Below are 24,237 nucleotides of genomic sequence, written 5' to 3' on the forward strand. Positions count from 1 at the left end.
CAATGGGAGGATTGTTCTAGGCCGTGGCGCAGCCTGGCTGTGCCAATACCCTAGCGAAGCGACCAGCGCGGCGGGTGACAAAAGCGGCGTGAAAATGTGCCAAAATGCGCGCGACGCTACAGCAGGAGATAGGCCGTGCCATATTGGTCTCTACGGTCATCCCGTATTGAATCCGCTGCGCGGATTGTGTTTTGCATTGCCGGTTCCGCCCGGCAGACGGGGTACTTTCTTTTGCGTCGCCAAAAGAAAGTACCCAAAGAAAAGGCGACCCGGGGCTGCTCGAAACCCCGCCCAAAAGCACAGCCCCCAGGCGCCGCCGAACTCGCCGCGTGCTAACGTCACGCGGCTCAAACAAATCGGCGGCTTAAAACCTGGGGGCTATGCTTTTGTACGGCTCGCGCCAACGGGCTGCGGGTGCCGTACTCACAAGCTTGAATCGATAAAAGTCTTTAGCACTCCACAATATTCACCGGCACCTCGATCACATTGATCGCCAGACCGCCGCGTGCGGTTTCCTTGTACTTGGTGCTCATGTCGCGGCCGGTGTCGCGCATGGTCTTGATCACGCGGTCCAGCGACACAAAGTGCTGGCCGTCGCCGCGCAGCGCCATGCGGGCCGCGTTGATGGCCTTGATCGACGCCATCGCGTTGCGCTCGATGCACGGCACCTGCACCAGGCCGCCTACCGGGTCGCAGGTGAGGCCCAGGTTGTGTTCCATGCCGATTTCGGCGGCGTTTTCCACTTGCTCCGGCGTGCCGCCCAGCACTTCGGCCAGGCCGCCGGCGGCCATCGAACAAGCCGAGCCTACCTCGCCCTGGCAGCCCACTTCGGCGCCCGAGATCGACGCGTTCAGCTTGAACAGGATGCCGATGGCGCCGGCGGTCAGCAGGAAGCGTACGATCCCGTCGTCGTTGGCACCCGGAATGAAGCGGGCGTAGTAGTGCATCACCGCCGGGATGATGCCGGCCGCGCCGTTGGTGGGTGCGGTCACCACGCGGCCGCCGGCGGCGTTTTCTTCGTTGACCGCCAGCGCGTACAGGTTGACCCAGTCCATCACGGTGAGCGGGTCGCGCAGCGCGGCTTCCGGCGAGGCCAGCAGCTTCTGGTACATGTCGGCAGCGCGGCGTTTTACCTTCATGCCCCCAGGCAGGATGCCCTCGCGCTCGCAGCCGCGCTTCACGCAGCCTTGCATCACGCGCCAGATGTTGAGCAGGCCGGCGCGTACTTCGTCTTCGCTGCGCCAGGCCAGTTCGTTTTCCAGCATGATCTGGCTGATCGATTTGCCGTGGCGCTGGCACAGCGCCAGCAGCTCGGCACCGGTCTTGAACGGGTGTTTCAGCTCGGTGACGCCGGGTGGGGTGAAACCGGCGTCGATGGCGGCTTCGTCCACCACGAAGCCGCCGCCCACCGAGTAATAGGCGCGCTTGGACAGGCTGTCGCCGTTGGCCGCAAACGCTTCGAAGATCATGCCGTTGGGGTGGTAGGGCAGCGCTTTGCGTTTGTGCAGGATCAGGTGTTCGCCTTCGACAAAGGGCACCACGTGGCTGCCCAGCAGGCGGATGGCTTTGTCGGCACGGATGGCGGCCAGCATACCGTCTACCGCGTCGGTATCGACCAGGTCGGGGTGTTCGCCCTGCAGGCCCAGCAGCACGGCGGTGTCGGTACCGTGGCCTTTGCCGGTGGCGCCCAGCGAGCCGAACATCTCGGCTTTCACGCTGGCGGTGGCGGCCAGCAGGCCGTCTTTTTCCAGCCGCGCTACAAACTGGCGGGCGGCACGCATCGGGCCAACGGTGTGGGAGCTGGACGGGCCGATGCCGATCTTGAACAGGTCGAATACGCTGATAGCCATGCTGCTTCTCTTTTTATGGTGCGGGCGCGGGTGGCGCCACGGGTGTTGTCTGTCCGGCCGGGTGGGCCATGGTGGGTGGGTGCTGCCGGGGCAGCGGCGGCATTGTACTGAGCAATGCCGCCGCTGTGTGCACTACCGATGCTGCAGTGCGTTTTAACGATACACAGGGAACGCCGCGCACAGTTCGGCCACCTGGCGCCGTACGCGGGCGGCGACGTCGGCGTTATCGATATCGTCCAGGATGTCGCATACCCAGTGCGCTACCTGGCCGGCTTCGGCGCTGCCGAAACCGCGGCTGGTAATGGCCGGGGTGCCGATGCGGATGCCGCTGGTCACAAACGGGCTTTGCGGGTCGTTCGGCACCGCGTTCTTGTTGACGGTAATGCAGGCCGCGCCCAGCGCCGCGTCGGCGGCCTTGCCGGTCAGGCCCTTGTCGATCAGGCTCAGCAGGAACAGGTGGTCGTCGGTTTTGCCGGATACCACGGTATAGCCGCGCTGGCGGAACACCGCCACCATGGCGCGGGCGTTATCCAGCACTTGCTGCTGGTAGGCTTTGAACTCGGGTTGCAGCGCCTCCAGGAAGGCCACTGCCTTGGCGGCGATCACGTGCATCAGCGGGCCGCCCTGGATGCCGGGGAAAACCAGCGATTGCAGTTTTTTCACCAGCGCCTCGTCCGGGTTGGCCGCCAGGATCAGGCCGCCACGCGGGCCGCGCAGGGTTTTGTGGGTGGTGGTGGTCACCACGTGGGCGTGCGGCAGCGGGCTGGGGTAGAGCCCGGCCGCCACCAGGCCGGCGACGTGCGCCATGTCCACAAACAGCCAGGCGCCAACGCTGTCGGCAATCTGGCGCATGCGCGCCCAGTCCACCACCAGCGAGTAGGCGGAGAAGCCGGCTACCAGCATCTTGGGCTGATGCTCGACGGCCAGCCGTTGCACCTCGTCGTAATCGATGGCGCCGCTTTCCGTGTTGATGCCGTATTGCACCGCCTTGTAGATCTTGCCGGAAAAATTGACGCTGGCGCCGTGGGTAAGGTGGCCGCCGTGGGCCAGGCTCATGCCCAGGATGGTGTCGCCCGGTTGCAGCAGCGCCATGTACACGGCGGCGTTGGCCTGGCTACCGGAGTGCGGCTGCACGTTGGCGTAGCGGGCGCCAAACAGCTGGCAGGCGCGGTCGATGGCCAGCTGCTCCACTACATCCACGTGCTCGCAGCCGCCGTAGTAGCGCTTGCCGGGGTAGCCTTCGGCGTACTTGTTGGTCAGTTGTGTGCCTTGTGCCTGCATTACGCGCGGGCTGGTGTAGTTTTCCGAGGCAATCAGCTCGATGTGGTCTTGCTGGCGCTGGTTTTCGGCCTGGATGGCGGCCCACAGTGCGTCGTCGAAGCCGGCAATCTGCATGTCTTGCGTGAACATATCTGTCTCCATGTCGTGTCTGGCTGCTGGCAGCAGCCGTGTGCATGGCTCTTTGGCGGGTGCCCAGGGTGCCGCGTGACGGCAGGGGCGGGCGGGGCATGGCTGGCACAAAGGCGACGGCACCCGACCGGCCATGCCGGACGATGCCCCCTCTGTCCCTTGTGCCTGAGATATTGCGGCGCGCGATTGCGCACCGGGTGTCCTTCGGCGAGGCGGCTTTGCGGCCAACCTTCTCTCCAGAGTGCCTCGCGTCCACAGTTCTTTTGCCTGAGAGTTTCCGGGGCGATTCCCCTTCGGCGCTGCCGCGTAGGCAGTCTCTCCTGTGGCCGCGGCCGTGGCTGTCGCGGTGAGCTGCAGTCCGGCCTGGCTTGCAGAATCTAGAAGACCGCGCTTGCCGCTGTCAATGCGTGCGGCAGATTTATCGATGTGCGAACGCAGCAAAACGCCCCCGCAGGCAACAGCCGGGCGGGGGCGGGGTGGTGCGGGCAAGGGTCGCTCAGAACATGCCGTTGCCGTTGGCGTCTTTGGCCGGCACCGGCTGGATCACGTCCCAGTGCTCGGCAATCTTGCCGTCCTGCACGAGGAAGATGTCCACCACCGCCACGCCCAGATCGCCGGGCTTGTCCTGGCTGTGCACGTGCAGCATCACCAGGTCGCCGTCGGCCAGCACGCGCTTGATGCTGGCGCGGCTTTGCGGGTTATTGGCGCGGATCCAGCGTACGTAGTCTTGCAGCGGCGCGACGCCGTTGGCCACCTCCGGGTTGTGCTGGATGTAGCCGGGTGCCAGGTAGCTGGCTGCCTGTTCTGCATCCAGCCGGGTGAAGGCGGCATCGTAAAAGGCCAGCACCAGCGCCTTGTTGGCGTCTTCGCGCGGGCCGGCCAGCGCCGGCAGAGCGCTGGTAGCCAGGCCTGCGGCCAACAATGCCGCGCTCAGCAGGCGCTTCATTGGGCGGCAGCTACGGTAAAGCGCTGGCGATGGTGACGTGCCTGTTCGGCCTCGTCCACGATGGCTACCGCCAGGTCGGCCACGCTGATGCCGGCCGGCGCGTCGCCGTCCATCAGCAGTTCGTTGGCGCCCAGACGGTACTGGCCGCTGCGCTCGCCCGGGGCCAGCATGGCTGGCGGCGATACGAATACCCAGTCCAGCACGGTTTCGTCTTGCAGCTTGTTCAGCGCCTGGCGTGCACCTTCGGCGCCTTCCTTGTATTCGGCCGGGAAGTGCGGGGTGTCGATCAGCTGCAGGCCCGGTGCCACGTACAGGCTGCCGGCGCCGCCTACTTCGATGAAGCGTGCCACGCCGGCGGCCTTGGTGCCGGCCACAATGGCGTCGTGGCCTTGCAGGAACAGCGTGCGGATGTCGGCTTTGTCCCAACCCGGGTTGAAGGCGCTGATCACCACGTCGTGGCCGGCCACGTCACGGGCGATGGCGTCGGCGTCGTAGGCGTTGCTGGCCTTGACGGTGAGGTTGGCCGCAGCGGCAACGCGTTCCGGGCGGCTGACCAGGGCGGTAACGTGATGGCCGCGGGCCAGAAGTTCCTGTTGCAGGGCTTGGCCGACAAAACCGCTGGCGCCGATGAGTGCGATGTTCATGCTGTGTCCTTTCGGGTGGGGGAGGGGAATGACTGCATGGTAGATCACCCGGTTTTGGCTGATAATCCGCTGTAAAATTCAATAATTGTTAAGCTGAGGTTGATGATGGAAGCGCTACGCAGCATGGCGGTGTTTGCCGCCGTAATCGAACAGGGCTCGATGAACGCGGCCGGGCGCGCGCTGGGCATGACCGCGTCGGCCGTTAGTCAGCATGTGCGGCTGCTGGAGCAGCAACACCAGGTGGCGCTGCTGCACCGGACCACCCGCAAGCTGACGCTTACCGAGGCCGGCAGCGTGTTTTACCGCAGTTGCGCTGCCATGTTGGCCGCAGCGCGTGAAGCCAGCGTGCAGATGGCGGCATTGCGCGACGAGCCGGTGGGCGAGCTGCGCATTGCCGCGCCCAGCGGTTTTGCCGGCGGGGTACTGGGGCAGGCGCTGGCGCCGTTACTGGCGGCCAACCCCGGCCTCAGCCTGCGCCTGTTTTTCCAAGACGAGATGATCGACCTGGTGCAACACCGCATCGACCTGGCATTGCGAGCCGGTAATCAGTCCGATTCCACGCTGGTGGCGCGCCATCTGGCCGACTGGCCGTTTGTGCTGGTGGCGGCGCCGTCGTATCTGGCGGCGCGCGGCGAGCCGCAGCAGCCGGGCCAGCTGTACCAGCACGACTGGATAGGCCTGGAGCAGGACCATGGCCTGACGCCGCTGCGCTTGCAGCGAGAGGGCGACGTGGAAGTGCTGCGCTTGCAGTGCCGCATTGCCAGCAACAGCATGCTGTCGGCACGGGCGTTTGCGCTGGATGGCATGGGTATTTCGATGCAGCCGGCACCGGAAGTGGCAGGCGAGCTGGCCGCCGGGCGCTTGCAACGGGTATTGCCCGAGTGGCAGGCACCGGCGCTGCCGGTGTACGCCGTCACGCCGCGGCGCGACGTGCTGCCGGCCAAGGTGCGGCACGCTATGGCATTCTTGCAACAGAAATTCACTCGCGGCTGATGAAATAATGCGCAAAGATTGACATCGTCATGGATGTTGCTTGCTTGAAAACTTGTATGTACTGCCATTTTTGTCTAACAAACATATAGAGTCTGTGTGATATCGATGTCTTGCTGCTTTATGGCTATCAATTACGTAGTAAATTTAATAAAAATACTTAAAGGTTAGGTGAATCGATCGCTTTTAATCGCCAGCCAGCATTTTTATGGGCTGTTCTTCAAGTATTTTGTATGCAAATTGTTTTGTGTTGTACCGCGAATCTGGCTAGCGAGCTTGGTAGTACCATCCCGCAGTCCGAATAACACGTCACTAATGACAAACAGGGGAAGCTCCGATCATGACACTACGCACGCGCTTGATGGTTTTTGTGCTGCTGGTACTCACCGCTTTGTCGGTGGTGTTCTGTACCGTGGCGTACTGGAAAATGAGCTCTGCGCTGGAGCAGGAAATCCAGAACGAGATCAAGATGGCTGCCGACAACAAGGTGAGCTTTGTCAGTGAATGGGTGGATAGCCGCCAGAAAATCGTAGGTTCGGTACTGCCGCGCTTCGGCACCGGCGAACTGAAACCGATGCTGGACCAAGCCCGTGACGCCGGTGGCTTCGACGACATGTACGTCGGCCAGCCGGACAAAACCATGACCCAGTTCAGCGGTGCTGCTCCGGTACCGCCGGGCTACGACCCGACCGTTCGTCCGTGGTACATCGCAGCCAAGGATGCAGCCGGCCCGATCGCCTCGCCGCCGTACATCGATGCCGCCACCAAGCGCCCGATCATCACCTTTGCCCAGGCACGCAAAGATGGCGGTAATCTGGTTGCTGTTGCCGGTGGTGACGTTACCCTGGCGCGTGTGGTGCAAGAAGTCACCGCCGCCAAACTGCCTGGTGATGGCTACGCCTTCCTGATTACTGCCGAGGGCGACGTGATTGCCCACCCGCAGAAGGATTCCGGCCTGAAAAAGGTAAGTGAAGTGATCGGCGGCTTGGATCTTGGCGCGCTGAGCAAGGATGGTCAGATCCAGAAGGCTGACATCGACGGCGCAACCAGCCTGATTGCCCTGTACCCGGTTCCGAAAACCAGCTGGCTGTTTGGTGTGGTAGTTCCGGAAGCCGCGGCACTGGCACCGGTGAAGCAGCTGCTGACGGTGATGCTAGGCTTGGCCGTTGCCGGCCTGCTGTTGGCAGGTATTCTGGCCTACGCCGGTGTAGCCAAGATGCTGGCGCCGCTCAACGTGCTGCACAAAGCCATGGCCGAAGTGGCCAGTGGCCAGGGTGACCTCACCAAAACCCTGCCGGTGGGCAATCGCGATGAAGTAGGGCAGATTGCCGAGGCGTTCAACCAGTTTGTTGCCAAGCTGCGCGAAATGTTCATCACCGTGCGTGAGGAGTCGGAAGCGCTGGCGCGTGATGCCGCCGACCTGAACCGGGTGGCCGAGCAGATCGCCCAGGATTCGCGCGTACAGTCCAGCGAGCTGTCGGCCACTGCGGCGACCATCGAGGAAATCACCGTCAGCATCAACCATATTGCTGACCACGTGGGCGAGACCGAGGCACTGGTATCGCGTTCGCGCAGCAACTCGGTGGAAAGTTACCGTGCCATGACCGAAGTGGAGCGTGAAGTGCAGTCCATCCTGCACGCGGTATCGTCGCTGCATGGCGTGATGGGCAGCCTGTCCGGCCAGTCCGAGCAGATCAAGGGCATTGTTGGTGTGATCCGCGATATTGCCGACCAGACCAACCTGCTGGCGCTGAACGCCGCCATCGAAGCGGCCCGTGCCGGCGAAAGCGGCCGCGGCTTTGCCGTGGTAGCCGACGAGGTACGCAAGCTGGCCGAGCGCACCGCTACCGCCACCGTGCAGATTGCCGAGATGATCGACACCGTGATCCGTCGCACCGGCGAGGCCATCAGCCACGCCGACGTGACCAACGAGAAAGTGAGCTCTGGCGTGACCCTGTCGCGTGAAGCGGCCAGCAAAGTAGAAGAGATCAAGCACAGCGCAGAAGAAATTTCGTCGCGCATGAGCGAAATCACCTCGTCCACCGCCGAGCAGGGCGTGGCTACTAACGAAATGGCCCGCAGCGCCGAGCGCGTGAACGTGATGGCACAGCAGACCGATACCAGCCTGCAAGAAGCGCTGGCCACGATCAATACCTTGGCTGCACGTGGTGACGAGTTGAAATCGCTGGTTGCCAAGTTCCGCCTGTAACCATTCAGTACCTAACCACACAAGCCCGGCATGCCGGGCTTGTAGCTTATGCAGAGGCAGCTATGCAAGACCCGTTGGCCCAGGTGGCTATTGATGATGTGATCATTCTGGATGGCGCGATGGCGTCCGAACTGGAGCGTCGCGGCTGCGACCTCAACGACGCGTTGTGGTCGGCCCGCGTGCTGCTGGAAGCGCCGGAACTGATCCGCCAGGTGCACTACGACTACTACGCCGCCGGTGCCGACGTGGCCACCACGGCCAGCTATCAGGCCAGTTTCGAGGGCTTTGCCAAGCGCGGCATCGGCCACGAGCAGGCAGTGGCACTGATGCAGCAATCGGTACGGTTGGCGCAGGAAGCACGCGATGCCTTTTGCGCCGATGCGGCCAACCTGGCTGGCCGTAAACGGCCGCTGGTGGCGGCATCGGTCGGCCCCTACGGTGCCATGCTGGCCGATGGTTCCGAATACCGTGGTGGCTACGGCCTGAGCGTGCAGCAACTGATGGACTTCCATCGCCCGCGCCTGGCGGCGCTGCTGGCAGCCGGCCCCGACTTGCTGGCCGGCGAAACCTTCCCTTGCGCCGAAGAGGCGCTGGCGCTGGCTACCTTGCTGCGCGACGAGTTTCCCGACGCCCGCGCCTGGGTGAGTTTTTCTTGCCGCGATGGCGCCAGCCTCAGCGACGGTACACCGCTGGCCGACGCAGTAGCGGCGCTGGCTGACTTCCCGCAGATTGTGGCTGTCGGCGTCAACTGCACTGCGCCGCGCCACATTGCACCATTATTGGGCGAGGCGGCACGGGTTTCGGGCAAACGTCTGCTGACTTACCCCAACTCGGGCGAGAGCTACGACGCCACTACCAAGACCTGGCACGGCAGCAGCGACCCCGGCGCTTTTGCCGACGCCGCGCGCCAGTGGCGTGCCGCTGGCGCCGCCTGCATTGGCGGCTGCTGCCGCACCACGCCGGAAGACATCCGCTCGCTTAGCGCCTGGCTGCGTCCGCAACGCTAAGCCCGCACCGGGTGCCTGCCGCGCAGGCTGGCCTAAACAACCCTGTTTGCCCTGCAAGCAGGGTTTTGTTTTTACAGGATATTTTCGGGCGCGGGTGCTTGCCGGTGTCGGGTAGGTGTGGTGCGGGCAGGAGTGGGTAAGTCGTAACAAGGGCTGTCTGCGGTGCGGACAGCCCTTGATGCGCTTGGGGCAAGGCCGCGGCACATCTCCGCCCTTACCATGCCGCGCACTGGCGGGTGTTGCGGCCAACCTTGCCGCTCTGCCGGGCGCGGCCATTTGCCTGGGCCCCCGCATATTGCCACCGCTGCCAGCCGGTGCCGGCGTTGGCAAGCTTGTTGCTTGCTGCAGTGCAGCGTCCGCCTGCTTACCCGGCGGGCAGGGCGCGGTCCTGACAACTGCAAGCGGTACTACCATGACAAGCGAAAGCAAGTGCCTGAAAAGCGGACACAATCCGCTGGCACACACCTGGGCAGAAGACCTGCTGGCCTTCCTGATCGGCACCTCCTTCATCGGCCTGGGCATGGCCATGTTCGCGCAGGCCGGCCTGCTTACCGGCGGCACCGCCGGTATCGCCTTCCTGCTGCACTACTACAGCGGTGCCTCCTTCGGCTGGCTGTTCTTCATCATCAACCTGCCGTTTTACTGGCTGGCGCTGCGCCAGATGGGGCGTGCTTTCACGCTGCGCACTTTTGTGGCCGTGGGCCTGGTGTCGTTGTTTTCCAGCCTGCACCGCACGCTGTTTCCGTTTGCGGGCAATCTCAATCCTTACTACACCGGCTTGCTGGGCGGCCTGCTGATTGGCATGGGCCTGATTGCCTTGTTCCGCCACAAGGCCAGCGTGGGCGGGGTCAATATCCTGGCGCTGTACGTGCAACAGCGCTACGGCATGCGTGCCGGCAAGTTGCAGTTCGGTTTCGATTTGCTGGTGATGGCGGGCGCGCTGTTGGTGGCGGGTTGGCCGCAATTGCTGGGCTCGCTGATCGGTGCTGCCGCCATGAGCCTGGTGATCGGTTTTTACCACCGGCCGGATCGTTACATAGCCCAGTCCTGACGCGGCAGGGTCAAAAATTGCGGTACTGCCTGCTTGTCATGGGGTAGGGGTGTGCCATGTGCCGCTTGCTTGGCTTTGTGGGTTGTAAATTGCTTTTTATTGTGGATATGCAACTACTTGATGCTTGTTAATTGTGAATGTTGGCAGTATTGGTAAAATGATGAAATTGTTGCATCGCAATAGAGATTCCGATATGACCGCTACTGCTTCTGCTTTGCCGCCACCGGCGGCTGACGACGCGCTGGGCCATAGCTGGCTGGAAGACGCGCTGGCCATTCTGGTAGGCACGCTGCTGATTTCCTTCGGCGTGGCCATGTTCAAGAGTGCCGGCCTGCTCACCGGCAGCACGGCAGGGCTGGCTTTCCTGGTTCACTACCAGACCGGCGTGCCTTTCGGCGTGGCCTTTTCGCTGATCAACCTGCCGTTTTACTGGCTGGCGGTGAAGCGCATGGGCTGGGTGTTTACCTTAAAGACTTTTGCTGCGGTGACGCTACTGTCGTTGTTTACCGGGCTGCACGCGCAGTTTGCCCATTTTGATGGCTTGAACCCGTTCTACAGCGGCCTGATCGGCGGCCTGATGATGGGCATGGGCTTTATCGCGCTGTTCCGGCACAAGGCCAGCCTGGGCGGCGTCAACATCCTGGCGCTGTTTGTGCAGGACCGCTACGGCATTCGCGCTGGCAAGCTGCAGCTGGGGTTGGACCTGGTCATCCTGCTGGCCTCGCTGTTCCTGGTGAGTGTACCGGCCTTGCTGGGTTCCATTCTGGGCGCTGCCGCGCTGAACATGATCATCGCCATGAACCACCGGCCGGATCGCTACATCGGTACCTGATGCCCCGGCAGGGCGTGAAAAAGCCAGACAGTGCATACTGTCTGGCTTTTTTCATGCGGCCTGCACGTTGCGGGCGGCTTATGCCACAAACCGCATCTTGTAGCTCTTGGCCTTGATCTTGCCCACGCTCAGGCGGTCGAAAGCCTGTTGCGCGATGTGGCGGTCCAGCGCCACGAAGGTGTTGAACTCGAACACGGTGATTTTGCCCACTTGCGTGCCCTGGATACCGCCTTCGCCGGTGAGGGCGCCCAGGATGTCGCCCGGGCGCAGCTTGTCACGCTTGCCGCCGGCAATCTCCAGCATCACCATCGGCGGCAGCAGCGGGCCGCCCGGCGCCGGTTTCAGGTCGGCCAGGTCTTCCCAGGCCAGCTCGGCTTTCTGGTATTCCTCGATGCTGGCGGCGCGGCGGGCGTCGCTGGGGCTCACCAGCGTCAGCGCCAGGCCGTGCTTGTCGCCGCGGCCGGTACGACCGATACGGTGAATGTGCACTTCCGGGTCATGTGCCACGTCCACGTTGATCACCAGGTCCAGGTCCTTGATGTCCAGGCCACGGGCGGCCACGTCGGTGGCGACCAGCACAGTGATGGTCTTGCCGGCAAAGCGGGCCAGGATCTGGTCGCGGTCGCGCTGTTCCAGTTCGCCGTACAGCGCTTCGGCGCTAAAGCCGGCTTGTTGCAGTTCGGCTACCAGCTCCTTGCAGCGCTGCTTGGTGTTGCAGAACGCCAGGGCAGAGGTTGGCCGCACGCTGTGCAGCACGCGGGCGACTACGTCCAGGCGGTCGTCCGGGTCGATCTCGTACCACCATTGTTCGATCTGGCCGGCGTCGTGCAGCGCTTCCACTTTCACCAAGTGCGGCTGCTTCATGAACTGCTCGGCCAGCTTGCGGATGTTGTCCGGGTAGGTGGCGCTGAACATCAGCGTCTGGCGGTTGCGCGGGCAGGCGCGCACGATGCCGACGATCTCTTCGATGAAGCCCATGTCCACCATGCGGTCGGCTTCGTCCAGCACCAGCGTTTTCACGCCGGCCAGCTCCAGCGTGCCACGCGACAGGTGGTCTTGCAGGCGGCCCGGGGTACCCACCACGATGTGGGCGCCGTGTTCCAGCGACGCGCGTTGCGGCGCCATCGGCGTGCCGCCGCACAGGGTGATGACCTTGATGTTGTCGATGCAGCGCGCCAGACGGCGGATTTCCTGCGCCACCTGGTCGGCCAGCTCGCGGGTGGGGCACAGCACCAGTGCCTGGATGGCAAACCAGCGCGGGTTGATGTTGGTCAGCAGGCCCAGACCGAAGGCGGCGGTCTTGCCGCTGCCGGTCTTGGCTTGGGCGATCACGTCGCGGCCGTCCAAGATGGCGGGCAGGCTTTCCGCCTGGATGGCGGTCATGCTGGTGTAGCCCAGGCTATCGAGGTTGGACAGGACTTCCGGCGGCAGTTGCAGGGTGCTGAATTTGGCTTTGTTCACAATGACTTGGCGTTAGGTTGCGTTGGCAAGGCGCGGAGTGTAGCAGCTAGCGGCCTTGCGGCCAACCTTGCTGGTGCGATGTCAGCGCGGCGGGCGGGCTACCAGCCGCAACAGCTGGCCGTTGCGGTCGTCGGCAAACTACAGCGCACCGTCGGCTGCCTGGGCAATTTCCACCGTTGCAGCCTGCCTGGGTGCACTCAAGGGAATGCGTGTTGGTACTGGGCTGGGCTACAACTACGGCTAACGCATTCTGAGCAGCGGTATGCAGCTTGACCCAGCACGCGACGATGAAACTAATTTGCGCAAGCTGCAGCTTGGTCGCTTAGACGTCGCAGTCATGGAAAAAGCAGTGGGCGACTATCTGCTGCGCATGCCCCGCATTCAGTTGGGGCGCCGTTGCGTTGGGGAGGGCAAGTGCTGGCGCGGCTGCCGTTGACGATAGGTTTTACCATTGGGTCTAAGCAAAACTATTGGGCACGGCAATTCAAAGCGGGCTATGCGCAAGTTGCGCCAGAGCGATCGTTATCGCCAGTTGGCCCACAGTGCAGGTTTGCATGAATACCTGCTAGCGTAATGGCAGCACGCAGTTGCTGCATACAAGCGGCCTAATCACGGTTGGCCGGGTGTTCGGGGCAGCTGAGCAGGTGGTCGTTCACCACGCCGGTAGCCTGCAGGAAAGCGTAGATCACGGTGCTGCCGACAAAATTCATGCCGGCTTTCTTCAGCGCCTTGCTTACCTGGTCGGACAGCGGCGTGCTGGCCGGTACCTCTGCCAAAGTAGCCCAGTGGTTCTGCACCGGCTGGCCGTCCACCTGCGCCCACAGCCAGGCGGCAAAGCTACCGTGTTCGCGCTGCATGGCCAGAAACACCCGTGCGTTGCGGATGGCGCTGTTCACTTTCAGCCGGTTGCGCACGATGCCCGGGTCCTGCAACAGGCGCTCGACGTCGGCGTCGGTCATCGCCGCTACCTTCACCGGATCGAAGTCATGGAACACGCGGCGGTAATGCTCGCGCTTGCGCAGGATGGTGATCCACGACAGCCCGGCCTGCGCGCCTTCCAGTATCAGCATCTCGAACAGCTTGTGGTCGTCGTGTACCGGTTTGCCCCATTCGTGGTCATGGTAGGCCATGTATAGCGGGTCGTCGCCGCACCAGCCGCAGCGTGTCAGTTCAGTCATGCATTTTCTCCAGGTCTTCCAGTGCCAGCAGCAAGCGCAGGCGGTCGTCGCGCGCTACCTGCTGCCAGTGGCGGCCGCTCAGCGCGCCTTCCAGCGCCCATAGCAGGTTCAGGCTGGCGTGTTGCCCGCTGCGCTTCACTTGCAGGTAAGCAGCAACGGCGCCCAGCTGGCGCAAGGCGGCAAGGTCGGCAATGCCGGCGGCCTGCAACAGCCGCCACGAGGCCGGGCCGAGGTTGGCGGTAGCGTTCATGCCGCCAGTGTAACGCGGCGCTGCTGCCAGCGTGGTGTCAGTGGCATGGCACAAACCTTGCTGCGTATGTGGCCAATCCACCCGAAGGACAGGTTACCCATGTTAAGCGTCATGCTGGTCAACGATGGCTCCGGCAAGGCCGCCGCGCTGAAGGAAGCGCTGGCGGCGGCAGGCGTGCGCGTGGTGGCCGAGGTGGCGGCCAACCTGCAGCTGGCCGACATGTTGGCTGCGGCCCGGCCCGACGTAGTGCTGATCGACAGCGACGCGCCGTCGCGTGACATGCTGGAGCAGGTGTGCGTGATGGGCGCCCGCCACGGCCAGCCGGTGGTGATGTTCACCGACGACAGCCGCCGCGACACCATCCGCGCCGCGCTGTCGGCCGGCGTGGCCGCCTACGTGGTGGGCAGCGTGGAAGCCGCCCGCATCCAGCCCTTGCTGGAGGTGGCCATCGAGCGTCACCAGCTGGAGCAGACACGGCGTAGCGAGCTGGCCAGCGCGCAGCAGCAGCTGGCCGAGCGCAAGGTAATCGAAAAAGCCAAGGGCCTGCTGATGCAGATGAAAGGCCTGGACGAGCAGACCGCCTACAAGCAGCTGCGCGAACGCGCGATGCAACAGCAAAAGCGGCTGGCCGACGTGGCGCAGGAGATCATCAGCCTGGCCGAATGGCTGCAAGGCTGAGCTGCGCTGGTGCGTGGCCGCGCTATTGCGGTGCACAAACTACGCCGGCAGGTAGCAAAACACGGTTTCAAGGCTGGCACGGCACTTGCTGACGTGACAGCAGGCGCAAGGTAGCGCCAACACATTCAACAGGAAGGTGCCAACGGCGGCGCAAGCCTGGGAGTACGGACAACGGCGTCCGTTGCCCTTTCTGACGAGAGGGCGACGGACGCTTTTCTTTTGTGGCTACCGCTTAGGAGCAAACATGAAAACGCGTCAGCAACCCGATACCCACACCCTGGCGGCCGCCCGCCGCGACTTTCTCAAGGGAGCCTTGTCACTGATGGCCTCTACCGCCTTGCCCGCCGGCTTTGCCCTGCAAGCGCTGGCTGCCCCTGTGGGCAAACCGGAAAAAACCGAAGTCAAGGTGGGGTTCATCCCGCTGACCGACTGTGCTTCGGTGATCGTGGCCTCGAAGATGGGCTTCGACAAGAAATACGGCATCACCATCGTGCCGTCCAAGGAAGCCAGCTGGGCGGCAGTACGCGACAAGCTGGTCAACGGCGAGCTCGACGCCTCGCACGCGCTGTACGGCATGATCTACGGCGTGCACCTGGGCGTGGGCGGCCCCAAGAAAGACATGGCGGTGCTGATGACGCTGAACCAGAACGGCCAGGGCATCACGCTTTCCAACCAGCTGAAAGAGAAGGGCGCCACCACCGGCCCGGCGCTGGCCAAACTGATCAAGGCCGAGCCGCGCGAGTACACCTTTGCCCAGACTTTCCCCACCGGCACCCACGCCATGTGGCTGTATTACTGGTTGGCCGCGCACGGTGTGAACCCGCTGACAGACGTGAAAACCATCGTGGTGCCGCCGCCGCAGATGGTGGCCAATATGCGCGTAGACAATATGGACGGCTACTGCGTGGGCGAGCCGTGGAACGCCCGCGCCATCGCCGACGGCATCGGCTTCAGCGTGGCCACCACGCAGCAGATCTGGCCCGACCACCCTGAAAAAGTGCTGGGCACCACCGGCGACTGGGTGAAACAGAACCCCAATACCGCCCGTGCGCTGGTGGCAGCGCTGCTGGAAGCCTCGCGCTACATCGACGACGTGAAAAATCGCGCGGCAGTAGCCAAGCTGATCGCCGACAAGGCCTACGTCAACGCGCCGGAGCCGGTGATCGAAGGCCGCTTCCTGGGCGCCTACGAAGACGGCCTGGGCAAGAAATGGCAAGACCCCAAGCTGATGAAGTTTTTCGACGGCGGCAAGGTCAACTTCCCCTACCTGTCTGACGGCATGTGGTTCCTGACCCAGCACAAGCGCTGGGGCCTGCTGAAAGCCGACCCCGACTACCTGGCGGTGGCCAAGCAGATCAACCAGATTGCTGTCTACAAAGACGCCGCCGCCATGGCCCGCGTGCCGGTGCCGGCCAGTGACATGCGCAGCAGCAAGCTGATCGACGGCGTGGTGTGGGACGGCAAGAACCCGGCTGCCTACGCTGCCAGCTTCAAGATCAAGGCCTGAGGAGGTGTGACATGACTGTTGCCAAACCCGTTGCGGCCAACCTGGCATTGCCGCGCCGCCGCAAGCCGGCGTCGCCGGTAGCCCGCCTGGCCGCCACCCCGCTGGTGGCACCGCTGGTGCCGCTGCTGCGCGCCGTGGTGCCGCCCTTGCTGGGCCTGCTGGCCTTTCTGTTGCTGTGGACGCTGGTGTCGCAGCTGAGCAAGGGCAGCTTGCCCGGCCCGGTCAGCACCTGGGCCTCGGCACGCGAACTGTTTGCCGACCCGTTCTACCAGAACGGCCCCAACGACCAGGGCATAGGCTGGAACATCCTGATGTCGCTGGGCCGTGTCGGCGCCGGTTTCGGCATGGCGGCGCTGGTGGGCATTCCGCTGGGCTTCATGATCGGCCGCTTCGATTTTCTGGCGCGCATGACGGCGCCGGTGATCAGCCTGCTGCGCCCGGTCAGCCCACTGGCTTGGCTGCCGATCGGCCTGCTGGTGTTCAAGGCCGCCAGCCCGGCGTCGATCTGGGTGATCTTCATCTCCAGCATCTGGCCGATGATCCTCAACACCGCCGCCGGCGTACGCGCCGTACCGCAGGACTACCTGAACGTGGCGCGCGTGCTGCGGCTGTCGGAATGGAAGGTATTTACCGTTATCCTGCTGCCGGCCACGCTGCCGCATATGCTGACCGGCGTGCGGCTGGCGGTGGGCACGGCCTGGCTGGTGATCGTGGCCGCCGAAATGCTCACCGGCGGCGTAGGGCTGGGCTTCTGGGTGTGGGACGAATGGAACAACCTGAACGTGGAGCACATCCTGATCGCCATCTTCGTGGTGGGGCTGGTGGGCTTGTTGCTGGAACAAGCCCTGGTATGGCTGGCGCGCAAGGCCAGCTTCGGGCAGGAGAACTGACATGGACCGCTTTGTCGAGCTGGAAAACATCCACAAGCACTTTGATACCAAAAAAGGCCGCTTCGTCGCGCTGCAGGACGTCAACCTCACCATCCGCCAGGGCGAGTTCGTGTCGCTGATCGGTCACTCGGGTTGTGGCAAGTCCACGGTGCTCAACATCATCGCCGGCCTGCTGGACCCGAGCGACGGCATTGCGCTGTGCAACGGCCGCGAAATCGACGGCCCCGGCCCCGAGCGCGCAGTAGTGTTCCAGAACCACAGCCTGCTGCCGTGGCTCACTTGCTACGGCAACATCCTGCTGGCGGTGGAACGCGTGTTCGGCAGCAAGGAAAGCAAGGCACAGTTGGCCGCACGCACCGACGCCGCGCTGGCGCTGGTGGGCCTGCAGCACGCCCGCGACAAGCACCCGCACGAGATCTCCGGCGGCATGAAGCAGCGGGTGGGCATTGCCCGGGCGCTGGCGATGGAGCCCAAGGTGCTGCTGATGGACGAGCCGTTCGGCGCGCTGGACGCACTGACCCGCGCCAACCTGCAGGACGAGATGGTGAAGATCGTCGACAAGACCGGCAGCACGGTGGTGATGGTGACGCACGACGTGGACGAGGCGGTGCTGCTGTCCGACCGTATCGTGATGATGACCAACGGCCCGGCCGCCACCGTGGGCGACATCCTGCACGTCGACCTGCCACGGCCACGCAACCGGCTGGCACTGGCCAGCGACCCGGCCTACCACGCCTGCCGCAGCGCGGTGCTGGACTTCTTGTATCAGAAGCACAAGCGGGAAGCGGCCTAGCCGGTAATAGTTTGCCCCGCCAAGCGCGTTGATACCGGGCCCCGTGTCTAATGCCAGTCAGTTAGCGCTGACTGGCGTTTTTTGGTTAGGGATTAAAGTACGCTAGTGTGTGTCCGCGATGCGGACGCATGCTTACATGCCGGTTCCGCCCGGCAAACGGGAAAGGGGGCGGATTGCCGCCCCCTTTTCTATCGCTGAGCGAATCAAAGATTCGCACGCAGACCCCGCAACCCGGGGCTGCTCGAAACCCCGTTCAAGATGGCACGCCCCAGGCGCCGCCGAACTCGCATCGCTGAGCAAATCAAAGATTTGCACGCAGATCTCTAACGGCTCGGGGCTCAAACAAATCGGCGTCTTGCGCGTGCGAATCTTCGATTCGCTCAGCACAACCCTGGGGCACACCATTTTGACCGGCTCGCGCCAACGGGATGGGGCGCTTCACTCACGTACTGCTACGCGAAAACCAAGCACATTCGCTTAACTGACTGGTATTAGGCCCTGTGCCCGGTTTTTTCATTGGCGTGTCTGGCTGCGCCGCCTCGGGGCAAGCAGGGCCGCATGCCGCAAACTGGTGCGGCCGTGCACCAGCCACAGGCCAGGTTGGCCGCAAAAGCGGCGGAAACGGACCTGTCAGGCTGGCACGGCAGTTGCTGTAGCAATAATACGCAAAGGTCTCTTGCGCCAATGGCGGCGCAGGAGCGGGACAAGGAAGTCCGCTGCCGTGGGGGTGCCCACGGTAGCGGGCTTTTTTTTTGGCCTGTGCCGCAGCAAAGCCGCGGTGGCGCAGCCGGCTGGAAAGGACGCAACAATGGACAAACCCAAACTGGTCATGGTGGGCAACGGCATGGCCGGCGTGCGCACGCTGGAAGAGCTGCTGCGGCTGGCGCCCGACGCCTACGACATCACCGTGTTCGGCGCCGAGCCGCACCCCAACTACAACCGCATCATGCTGTCACCGGTGCTGACCGGCGAACAGACGCTGCCCGACATCGTGCTGAACGATCTGGACTGGTACGCCGGGCACGGCATCACGCTGCATCTGGGCCAGCCGGTGACGGCCATCGACCGCGCCCGTCGTGTGGTGCACGCTGCCGACGGCCACAGCGTGCCGTACGACCGGCTGCTGCTGGCCACCGGCTCCAGCCCGTTCATCCTGCCGCTGCCGGGCAAAGACCTGCCCGGCGTGGTGACCTTCCGCGATATTGCCGACGTGGAAACCATGATCGCCGCTGCGGCCAACCATCGCCACGCGGTGGTGATCGGCGGCGGCCTGCTGGGGCTGGAAGCCGCCAACGGCCTGCTGGCGCGCGGCATGCAGGTAACGGTAGTGCACCTGGGCGAATGGCTGCTCGATCGCCAGCTGGACCGCACGGCGGCCAACTTGCTGCAACAAAGCCTGGAAGCCAAAGGCCTGCGCTTTTTGCTGCAAACGCAGACCGCCGCACTGGTGGCCGGCGCCGACGGCCGCGTGGCCGAGGTGCAGTTCCGCGACGGCAGCAGCGTGCCGGCCGAGCTGGTGGTGATGGCGGTAGGCATCCGCCCCAACTACGCACTGGCCGAAGCCAGCGGCCTGTACTGCGACCGCGGCGTGGTGGTGAACGACCACCTGCAAACCTTCGACCCGCGCATCTACGCCGTGGGCGAGTGCGTCAGCCACCGTGGTGTCAGCTACGGCCTGGTGGCGCCGTTGTTCGACATGGCCAAGGTGGCGGCCAACCATCTGGCGCGTTTCGGCATTGCCCGCTACGTACCGGCGGCCACCAGTACCAAGCTGAAGGTCACCGGCATGGACGTGTTTTCGGCCGGCGATTTCATGGGCGGCGACGGCTGCGAGGACATCACGCTGTCCGACCCGGTGGGCGGCATCTACAAGCGGCTGGTGGTGAAGGACGACAAGCTGGTCGGCGCCTGCCTGTTTGGTGATACCGCCGACGGCGCCTGGTACTTCCGCCTGATCCGCGAGCAGCAGCCGGTACACGCCATCCGCGAACAACTGATGCTGGGCGAGGGCGCGGTGGGCGACACCGGCCACCAGGGCCAGAACCGTGCCGCCGGCCTGCCGGACGACGCCGAAGTATGCGGCTGCAACGGCGTGTGCAAAGGCACCATCGTCAAGGCCATCCAGGAAAAAGGCCTGTTTACCGTGGACGACGTGAAGAAGCACACCAAGGCGGCCAGCTCCTGCGGCTCGTGCAGCGGGCTGGTGGAGCAGATCCTGATCAGCTGCGTCGGCGGTGCCGCCGACGTGAAGCCCAAGTCGGAAAAGCCGGTCTGCGGCTGCAGCGACATCACCCACGGCCAGCTGCGCCAGGCCATCCGCGACCAGCACCTGACCAGCCTGGCCGACACCTTCCGCGTACTGGGCTGGCGCAGTCCGGACGGCTGTGCCACGTGCCGCCCGGCGGTGAACTACTACCTGATTTCCAGCTGGCCCGGCGAGGCGCGCGACGACCCGCAGGCGCGCTTCATCAACGAGCGCGTGCACGCCAACATCCAGAAGGATGGCACCTACTCGGTGGTGCCGCGCATGTGGGGCGGCGTCACCAACCCGGCCGAATTGCGGCGTATTGCCGACGTGGCCGACAAGTACGCCATTCCGTTGGTGAAGGTGACCGGCGGCCAGCGCATCGACCTGCTGGGCGTCAAGAAGGAAGACCTGCCGGCGGTGTGGCGCGAGCTGGACATGCCGTCCGGCCACGCCTACGGCAAGAGCCTGCGCACGGTGAAAACCTGCGTCGGCAGCGAGTTCTGCCGCTTTGGCACCCAGGATTCCACCCAGATGGGCATCGATCTGGAAAAAGACCTGTTCGGTATGTGGAGCCCGGCCAAGGTGAAGCTGGCGGTGTCCGGCTGCCCGCGCAACTGCGCCGAATCCGGCATCAAGGACGTGGGCATCATCGGCGTGGACTCCGGCTGGGAGCTGTACATCGGCGGCAACGGCGGCATCAAGACCGAGGTGGCCGAGTTCTTCTGCAAGGTGAAAACGCACGACGAGGTGATGCAGTACAGCGGTGCTTTCCTGCAGCTGTACCGCGAGGAAGCGTTCTACCTGGAGCGCACCGTGCACTTTTTGCAGCGGGTAGGCATGGACTACATCAAGCAGCGCGTGCTGGACGATGCGGCCAACCGTAGCGAGCTGTACGCGCGGCTGAAGTTTGCGCTGTCGTTCGAGCAAGACCCGTGGGCCGAACGCTACCAAGGCGGCGTGGCGCAGCACGAGTTTGCGCCGCTGACGATGTAGAAAATCTGATGTCGCCACGGAAGCACACCGACAGCACGGAAAAAAGCACAAGCCTGTTGCTGCGCTAGGGGAAACGGCTGCCATGCCTGCCTCGTCACCATTGACATCAGTGGTGCCGTTTTCGTGTTCTTTCGTATGTTTTCGTGGCCAAAAAAAGGAAAACAAACATGAGCAACTGGAAAGCCGTCTGCCGTCTGGCAGACATCCCGCCGCAGGGCGCGCGGGTACTGAAACGGGCTGGGCAGGTCGACATCGCCGTGTTCCGCACCGTGGACGACCAGGCCTTTGCACTGCTGGACCGCTGCCCGCACAAGGGCGGGCCGTTGTCGCAGGGCATCGTGTCAGGCCATCGCGTGGCCTGCCCGCTGCACAACTGGCATATCGATCTGGCCACCGGCCAGGCCTGCGCGCCGGACGAAGGCTGTAGCGGCCACATCCCGCTGAAGCTGGAAGACGGCACCGTCTACCTGGCGCTGGACTGAGCACGGCAAGGTTGGCCGCAAGGAGCGAGCATGAATGACACAAGCGCATCGCAAGGCGACATCGCCACCGTCTGCTGTTACTGCGGTACCGGTTGCGGCGTGCGGGTAAGCCCGCAGCCGGATGGCAGTATCCGGGTGGAGGGCGATGAGCAGCACCCGGCCAACTTCGGCCGCCTGTGCAGCAAGGGCCGTACGCTGGGGCAGAGCGTGGGCGTGGCCGGCAGCCGCCTGCTGCAGCCGCAGCTGCGCACCGGCAAGGACGAAGCGCGCCAGCCGGTGAGCTGGGACAGCGCGCTGGACGCGGTCAGCAGCCGGCTCGCCGCCACGATTGCCGAGCATGGCCCGGACGCGGTGGGCTTTTACCTTTCGGGCCAGCTGCTGACCGAAGACTACTACCTGTTCAACAAGCTGGCGCGGGCGCTGGTGGGTACCAATAACGTCGATACCAACTCGCGGCTGTGCATGTCCAGCGCGGTCAGCGGTTACAAGCGCACGCTGGGTGCCGACGCGCCGCCGGCTTGCTACGAAGACTTCGACCACGCCGGCTGCGTGTTCATCGCCGGCGCCAATATGGCGGTGGCGCACCCGGTGCTGTTCCGCCGGCTGGAGGCGGCGCGTGCGGCCAACCCGGCGATGAAGATCATCGTGGCCGACCCGCGCCGCACCGACACCGCCAGCCTGGCCGACCTGCACCTGCCGGTGTTGCCGGGCACCGACGTGGCGCTGTTCCACGCCATGCTCAACGTGATGATCTGGGAAGAGCTGATCGACCGCGACTACATCGCGCAGCACACCGCAGGCTTTGCCGCGCTGCGGGCGCGCTTGCGCGAGTACACGCCGCGCGCCGCCAGCCAGCTGTGCGGCGTGCACGAGGACGACATCGTCACCGCCGCGCGCTGGTTTGCCCAGAGTCCGGCCACGCTGTCGTGCTACACCATGGGGCTGAACCAGTACAGCAACGGTAGCGACAAGAACGCGGCGCTGATCCACCTGCACCTGGCTACCGGCCACATCGGCCGCCCCGGCGCCGGGCCGTTTTCGCTGACCGGCCAGCCCAACGCCATGGGCGGGCGCGAGGTAGGCGCGCTGGCCACGCTGCTGCCCGGCCACCGCGACCCGGCCAGCGCTGCCGACCGCGCCGAACTGGCCACGCTGTGGGGCGTGCCGGCGCTGCCGGCCAACCCCGGCTTGCCGGCGGTAGCGCTGTTCGAGGCTGCCGCCGCCGGGCGCATCAAGGTGTTGTGGATCGCCTGTACCGACCCGGCGTTTTCGCTGCCGGACCAGGCGCTGGTGCGTGCCGCCTTGCAGAAAGTGGAGTGCGTCATCGTGCAGGAAGCGTTTGCCAGCAGCCACACGCTGCCGTTTGCCGACATTGTGCTGCCGGCCGCTACCTGGCCGGAAAAAGACGGCACCGTTACCAACAGCGAGCGCCGCATCAGCCGCGTCCGCGCCGCGCTGCCACCGGCGGGGCAGGCGCGCGAGGACTGGTGCATCGTGGCCGACGTGGCGCAGCGCCTGGCCGCCCGCATTGCCCCGGAGCGGGCGGGCTTGTTTGCGTTCGCCGACGCGGCCGCCGTGTTTGCCGAGCACGCCGGCACCACCGCCGGACGCGACCTCGATTACAGCCGGCTGAACTACACATTGCTGGACCGGCTGGGGCCGCAGCAATGGCCGTTTGACGGCCAGCTTGGCCGCAGCCGGCTGTACGGCGATGGCATCTACCCCACGTCCGATGGCCGCGCTCGCTTTGCCGACATCGGCTGGCAGCCGCCGGCCGACAAGGTGTCGGCGCACTTTCCGCTGCGCTTGACTACCGGCCGCCTGCGCGACCACTGGCACAGCATGAGCCGTACCGCGCTGGTGCCGGGCCTGACCCGCCACCAAACGTTGCCGCAGCTGGCGATGCACCCGCGCGACATGGTCCGCCACGGTGTGCAGGCCGGCATGTTGGCCACGCTGCGCAACAAGCGCGGCAGCGCGGTGCTGCCGGTGGTGGCCGACGAGGGCTTGCGCCCCGGTGTGGTGTTCGTACCGATGCATTGGGGCAGCGCCACGCTGGGCGGCCTTGGCATCAATGCGCTGACTAGCCGCGCGGTGGACCCGCATTCGCAGCAGCCGGAGCTGAAGTTGGCCGCCGTCAGTGTGGCCCCGGCACGGCTGCCGTGGCGGGCTTCTTTGCAGCTATTGGGCGATGCGGCCAACTTGCGGCCGCGGCTGGACACGCTGCGCGCGGCGTTCCCTTACGCGGTGGCGGTGGCCATCAGCCTGGACGGCAAGCCCGGCTTGCAGCTGGAGCTGGCCGCGGCCGAGGCGCCGCCACCAGACGTATTGCAGCAACTGGCGAGCGTGCTGCAGCCAGCCGGCGCGCTGTTGGCCGCGTTCGACGACCCGGCGCGCGGCGTGCTGCGCCGCGTGTGGCTGGCCGGGCGTACGCCGCTGGGCTATCTGCTGGCCGGTGATACCGCGGCTGCGCCGGCCTTGAGTGCGTGGCTGGACGGTGGCGCAGCACCCGCCAGCCTGGCGGCGCTGCTGCAGGGCAGGGCGGGCGGCCAGGCGCTGGCACGGGTGGTGTGCAGCTGCGAGGGCGTGCGTGAAGACGCCATTGCCGCCGGTGTGGCGCGCGGGCTGGACGTGGCCGGCCTGCAGCGCGAACTGCGTTGCGGCACCGGCTGCGGCAGCTGCGTACCGGAGCTGAAGCGCTTGTGTCAGCGTGCGACGGTGTAAGTACCGGATATGGCTATTTGGTTATAAGAAAACGGTCTGGCAGAACTTTTGGCTTGATGTATCGTGCAAAGCGGCCCGCGCCCCGGGCCCGGAT

19 protein-coding genes and 2 riboswitches are annotated in these 24,237 nt (G+C 64.7%); of the genes, 12 read left to right on the forward strand and 7 right to left on the reverse strand.

The annotated features are described in order from the left end of the window. Nucleotides 1–449: 449 nt before the first annotated feature. The 4 genes from ACK4FZ_RS13550 to ACK4FZ_RS13565 all read right to left on the reverse strand — a co-directional run bounded on the left by ACK4FZ_RS13550 (nt 450) and on the right by ACK4FZ_RS13565 (nt 4,850). Entirely contained in the window at nt 450–1,850 is a 1,401-nt protein-coding gene (locus ACK4FZ_RS13550) for an L-serine ammonia-lyase (RefSeq protein ID WP_144371371.1), read from the reverse strand. Nucleotides 1,851–2,003: 153 nt separating this feature from the next. Continuing rightward, on the reverse strand, nt 2,004–3,260 hold the full coding sequence (gene glyA, locus ACK4FZ_RS13555; protein ID WP_409821720.1) for a serine hydroxymethyltransferase: 1,257 nt from the start codon (nt 3,258–3,260) through the stop codon (nt 2,004–2,006). A 148-nt stretch (nt 3,261–3,408) separates the two neighbouring features. Then, a riboswitch (glycine riboswitch) is annotated at nt 3,409–3,504 on the reverse strand. 1 nt (nt 3,505) lies between these two features. Further along, a riboswitch (glycine riboswitch) is annotated at nt 3,506–3,593 on the reverse strand. A 163-nt stretch (nt 3,594–3,756) separates the two neighbouring features. Next, nucleotides 3,757–4,206 (reverse strand): nuclear transport factor 2 family protein, encoded by a 450-nt coding sequence (locus ACK4FZ_RS13560; protein WP_409821722.1) that lies wholly within the window; start codon nt 4,204–4,206, stop codon nt 3,757–3,759. Next, nucleotides 4,203–4,850 (reverse strand): NAD(P)-dependent oxidoreductase, encoded by a 648-nt coding sequence (locus ACK4FZ_RS13565; RefSeq protein WP_144371374.1) that lies wholly within the window; start codon nt 4,848–4,850, stop codon nt 4,203–4,205. Before ACK4FZ_RS13565 ends, ACK4FZ_RS13560 begins: the two co-directional genes overlap by 4 nt. A 102-nt stretch (nt 4,851–4,952) precedes the next feature. On the opposite strand from ACK4FZ_RS13565, the gene ACK4FZ_RS13570 reads away from it, so the two are divergent. The 5 genes from ACK4FZ_RS13570 (at nt 4,953) to ACK4FZ_RS13590 (ending at nt 10,939) form a co-directional block, all read left to right on the forward strand. Next, nucleotides 4,953–5,843 carry a LysR family transcriptional regulator gene (locus ACK4FZ_RS13570; protein WP_409821724.1) on the forward strand — a complete coding sequence of 297 codons (891 nt, stop codon included), beginning with the start codon at nt 4,953–4,955 and terminating at the stop codon, nt 5,841–5,843. Between the two features lie 337 nt (nt 5,844–6,180). Next, the gene (locus ACK4FZ_RS13575) at nt 6,181–8,049 is read left to right on the forward strand and encodes a methyl-accepting chemotaxis protein (RefSeq protein WP_409821726.1); all 1,869 of its coding nucleotides are present in this window, start codon (nt 6,181–6,183) and stop codon (nt 8,047–8,049) included. A 62-nt stretch (nt 8,050–8,111) separates the two neighbouring features. Beyond that, the gene (mmuM, locus tag ACK4FZ_RS13580) at nt 8,112–9,056 is read left to right on the forward strand and encodes a homocysteine S-methyltransferase (protein WP_409821728.1); all 945 of its coding nucleotides are present in this window, start codon (nt 8,112–8,114) and stop codon (nt 9,054–9,056) included. A 412-nt stretch (nt 9,057–9,468) separates the two neighbouring features. Next, nucleotides 9,469–10,107: a YitT family protein gene (locus ACK4FZ_RS13585; RefSeq protein WP_409821730.1), complete on the forward strand. Its 639-nt coding sequence runs from the start codon at nt 9,469–9,471 to the stop codon at nt 10,105–10,107. 193 nt (nt 10,108–10,300) lie between these two features. Then, a complete protein-coding gene (locus tag ACK4FZ_RS13590; protein WP_144371376.1) occupies nt 10,301–10,939 on the forward strand; it encodes a YitT family protein in 639 nt (212 codons plus the stop codon). Between the two features lie 78 nt (nt 10,940–11,017). Here ACK4FZ_RS13590 and dbpA read toward each other — a convergent pair whose 3' ends face one another. From dbpA to ACK4FZ_RS13605, 3 genes are all read right to left on the reverse strand, one after another. After that, nucleotides 11,018–12,400: an ATP-dependent RNA helicase DbpA gene (dbpA, locus tag ACK4FZ_RS13595; RefSeq protein ID WP_409821733.1), complete on the reverse strand. Its 1,383-nt coding sequence runs from the start codon at nt 12,398–12,400 to the stop codon at nt 11,018–11,020. A 605-nt stretch (nt 12,401–13,005) separates the two neighbouring features. Continuing rightward, complete coding sequence (locus ACK4FZ_RS13600; protein WP_409821735.1) at nt 13,006–13,578, reverse strand: DNA-3-methyladenine glycosylase I; 573 nt, start codon at nt 13,576–13,578, stop codon at nt 13,006–13,008. Beyond that, nucleotides 13,571–13,882: a TfoX/Sxy family protein gene (locus ACK4FZ_RS13605; RefSeq protein WP_409821737.1), complete on the reverse strand. Its 312-nt coding sequence runs from the start codon at nt 13,880–13,882 to the stop codon at nt 13,571–13,573. Before ACK4FZ_RS13605 ends, ACK4FZ_RS13600 begins: the two co-directional genes overlap by 8 nt. A 45-nt stretch (nt 13,883–13,927) precedes the next feature. Here ACK4FZ_RS13605 and ACK4FZ_RS13610 point away from each other — a divergent pair, with 45 nt between their 5' ends. From ACK4FZ_RS13610 to ACK4FZ_RS13640, 7 genes are all read left to right on the forward strand, one after another. After that, entirely contained in the window at nt 13,928–14,506 is a 579-nt protein-coding gene (locus tag ACK4FZ_RS13610) for an ANTAR domain-containing response regulator (protein WP_144371387.1), read from the forward strand. Between the two features lie 244 nt (nt 14,507–14,750). Then, the gene (locus tag ACK4FZ_RS13615) at nt 14,751–16,013 is read left to right on the forward strand and encodes a CmpA/NrtA family ABC transporter substrate-binding protein (protein WP_409821739.1); all 1,263 of its coding nucleotides are present in this window, start codon (nt 14,751–14,753) and stop codon (nt 16,011–16,013) included. 11 nt (nt 16,014–16,024) lie between these two features. After that, nucleotides 16,025–16,903, forward strand: a complete 879-nt coding sequence (ntrB, locus tag ACK4FZ_RS13620) for a nitrate ABC transporter permease (RefSeq protein WP_409821741.1) — start codon at nt 16,025–16,027, stop codon at nt 16,901–16,903. 1 nt (nt 16,904) lies between these two features. Next, nucleotides 16,905–17,696: an ABC transporter ATP-binding protein gene (locus tag ACK4FZ_RS13625; RefSeq protein ID WP_409821743.1), complete on the forward strand. Its 792-nt coding sequence runs from the start codon at nt 16,905–16,907 to the stop codon at nt 17,694–17,696. Between the two features lie 808 nt (nt 17,697–18,504). Continuing rightward, the gene (gene nirB / locus ACK4FZ_RS13630) at nt 18,505–20,937 is read left to right on the forward strand and encodes a nitrite reductase large subunit NirB (protein ID WP_409821745.1); all 2,433 of its coding nucleotides are present in this window, start codon (nt 18,505–18,507) and stop codon (nt 20,935–20,937) included. Between the two features lie 167 nt (nt 20,938–21,104). After that, nucleotides 21,105–21,419, forward strand: a complete 315-nt coding sequence (gene nirD / locus ACK4FZ_RS13635; RefSeq protein ID WP_144371392.1) for a nitrite reductase small subunit NirD — start codon at nt 21,105–21,107, stop codon at nt 21,417–21,419. A gap of 30 nt (nt 21,420–21,449) precedes the next feature. Next, nucleotides 21,450–24,143, forward strand: coding sequence for a molybdopterin-dependent oxidoreductase (locus ACK4FZ_RS13640; protein WP_409821747.1), 2,694 nt, complete (start codon nt 21,450–21,452; stop codon nt 24,141–24,143). Nucleotides 24,144–24,237 lie beyond the last annotated feature (94 nt).

Source organism: Vogesella sp. (genome assembly GCF_046297735.1).
GTDB lineage: Bacteria > Pseudomonadota > Gammaproteobacteria > Burkholderiales > Chromobacteriaceae > Vogesella > Vogesella urethralis.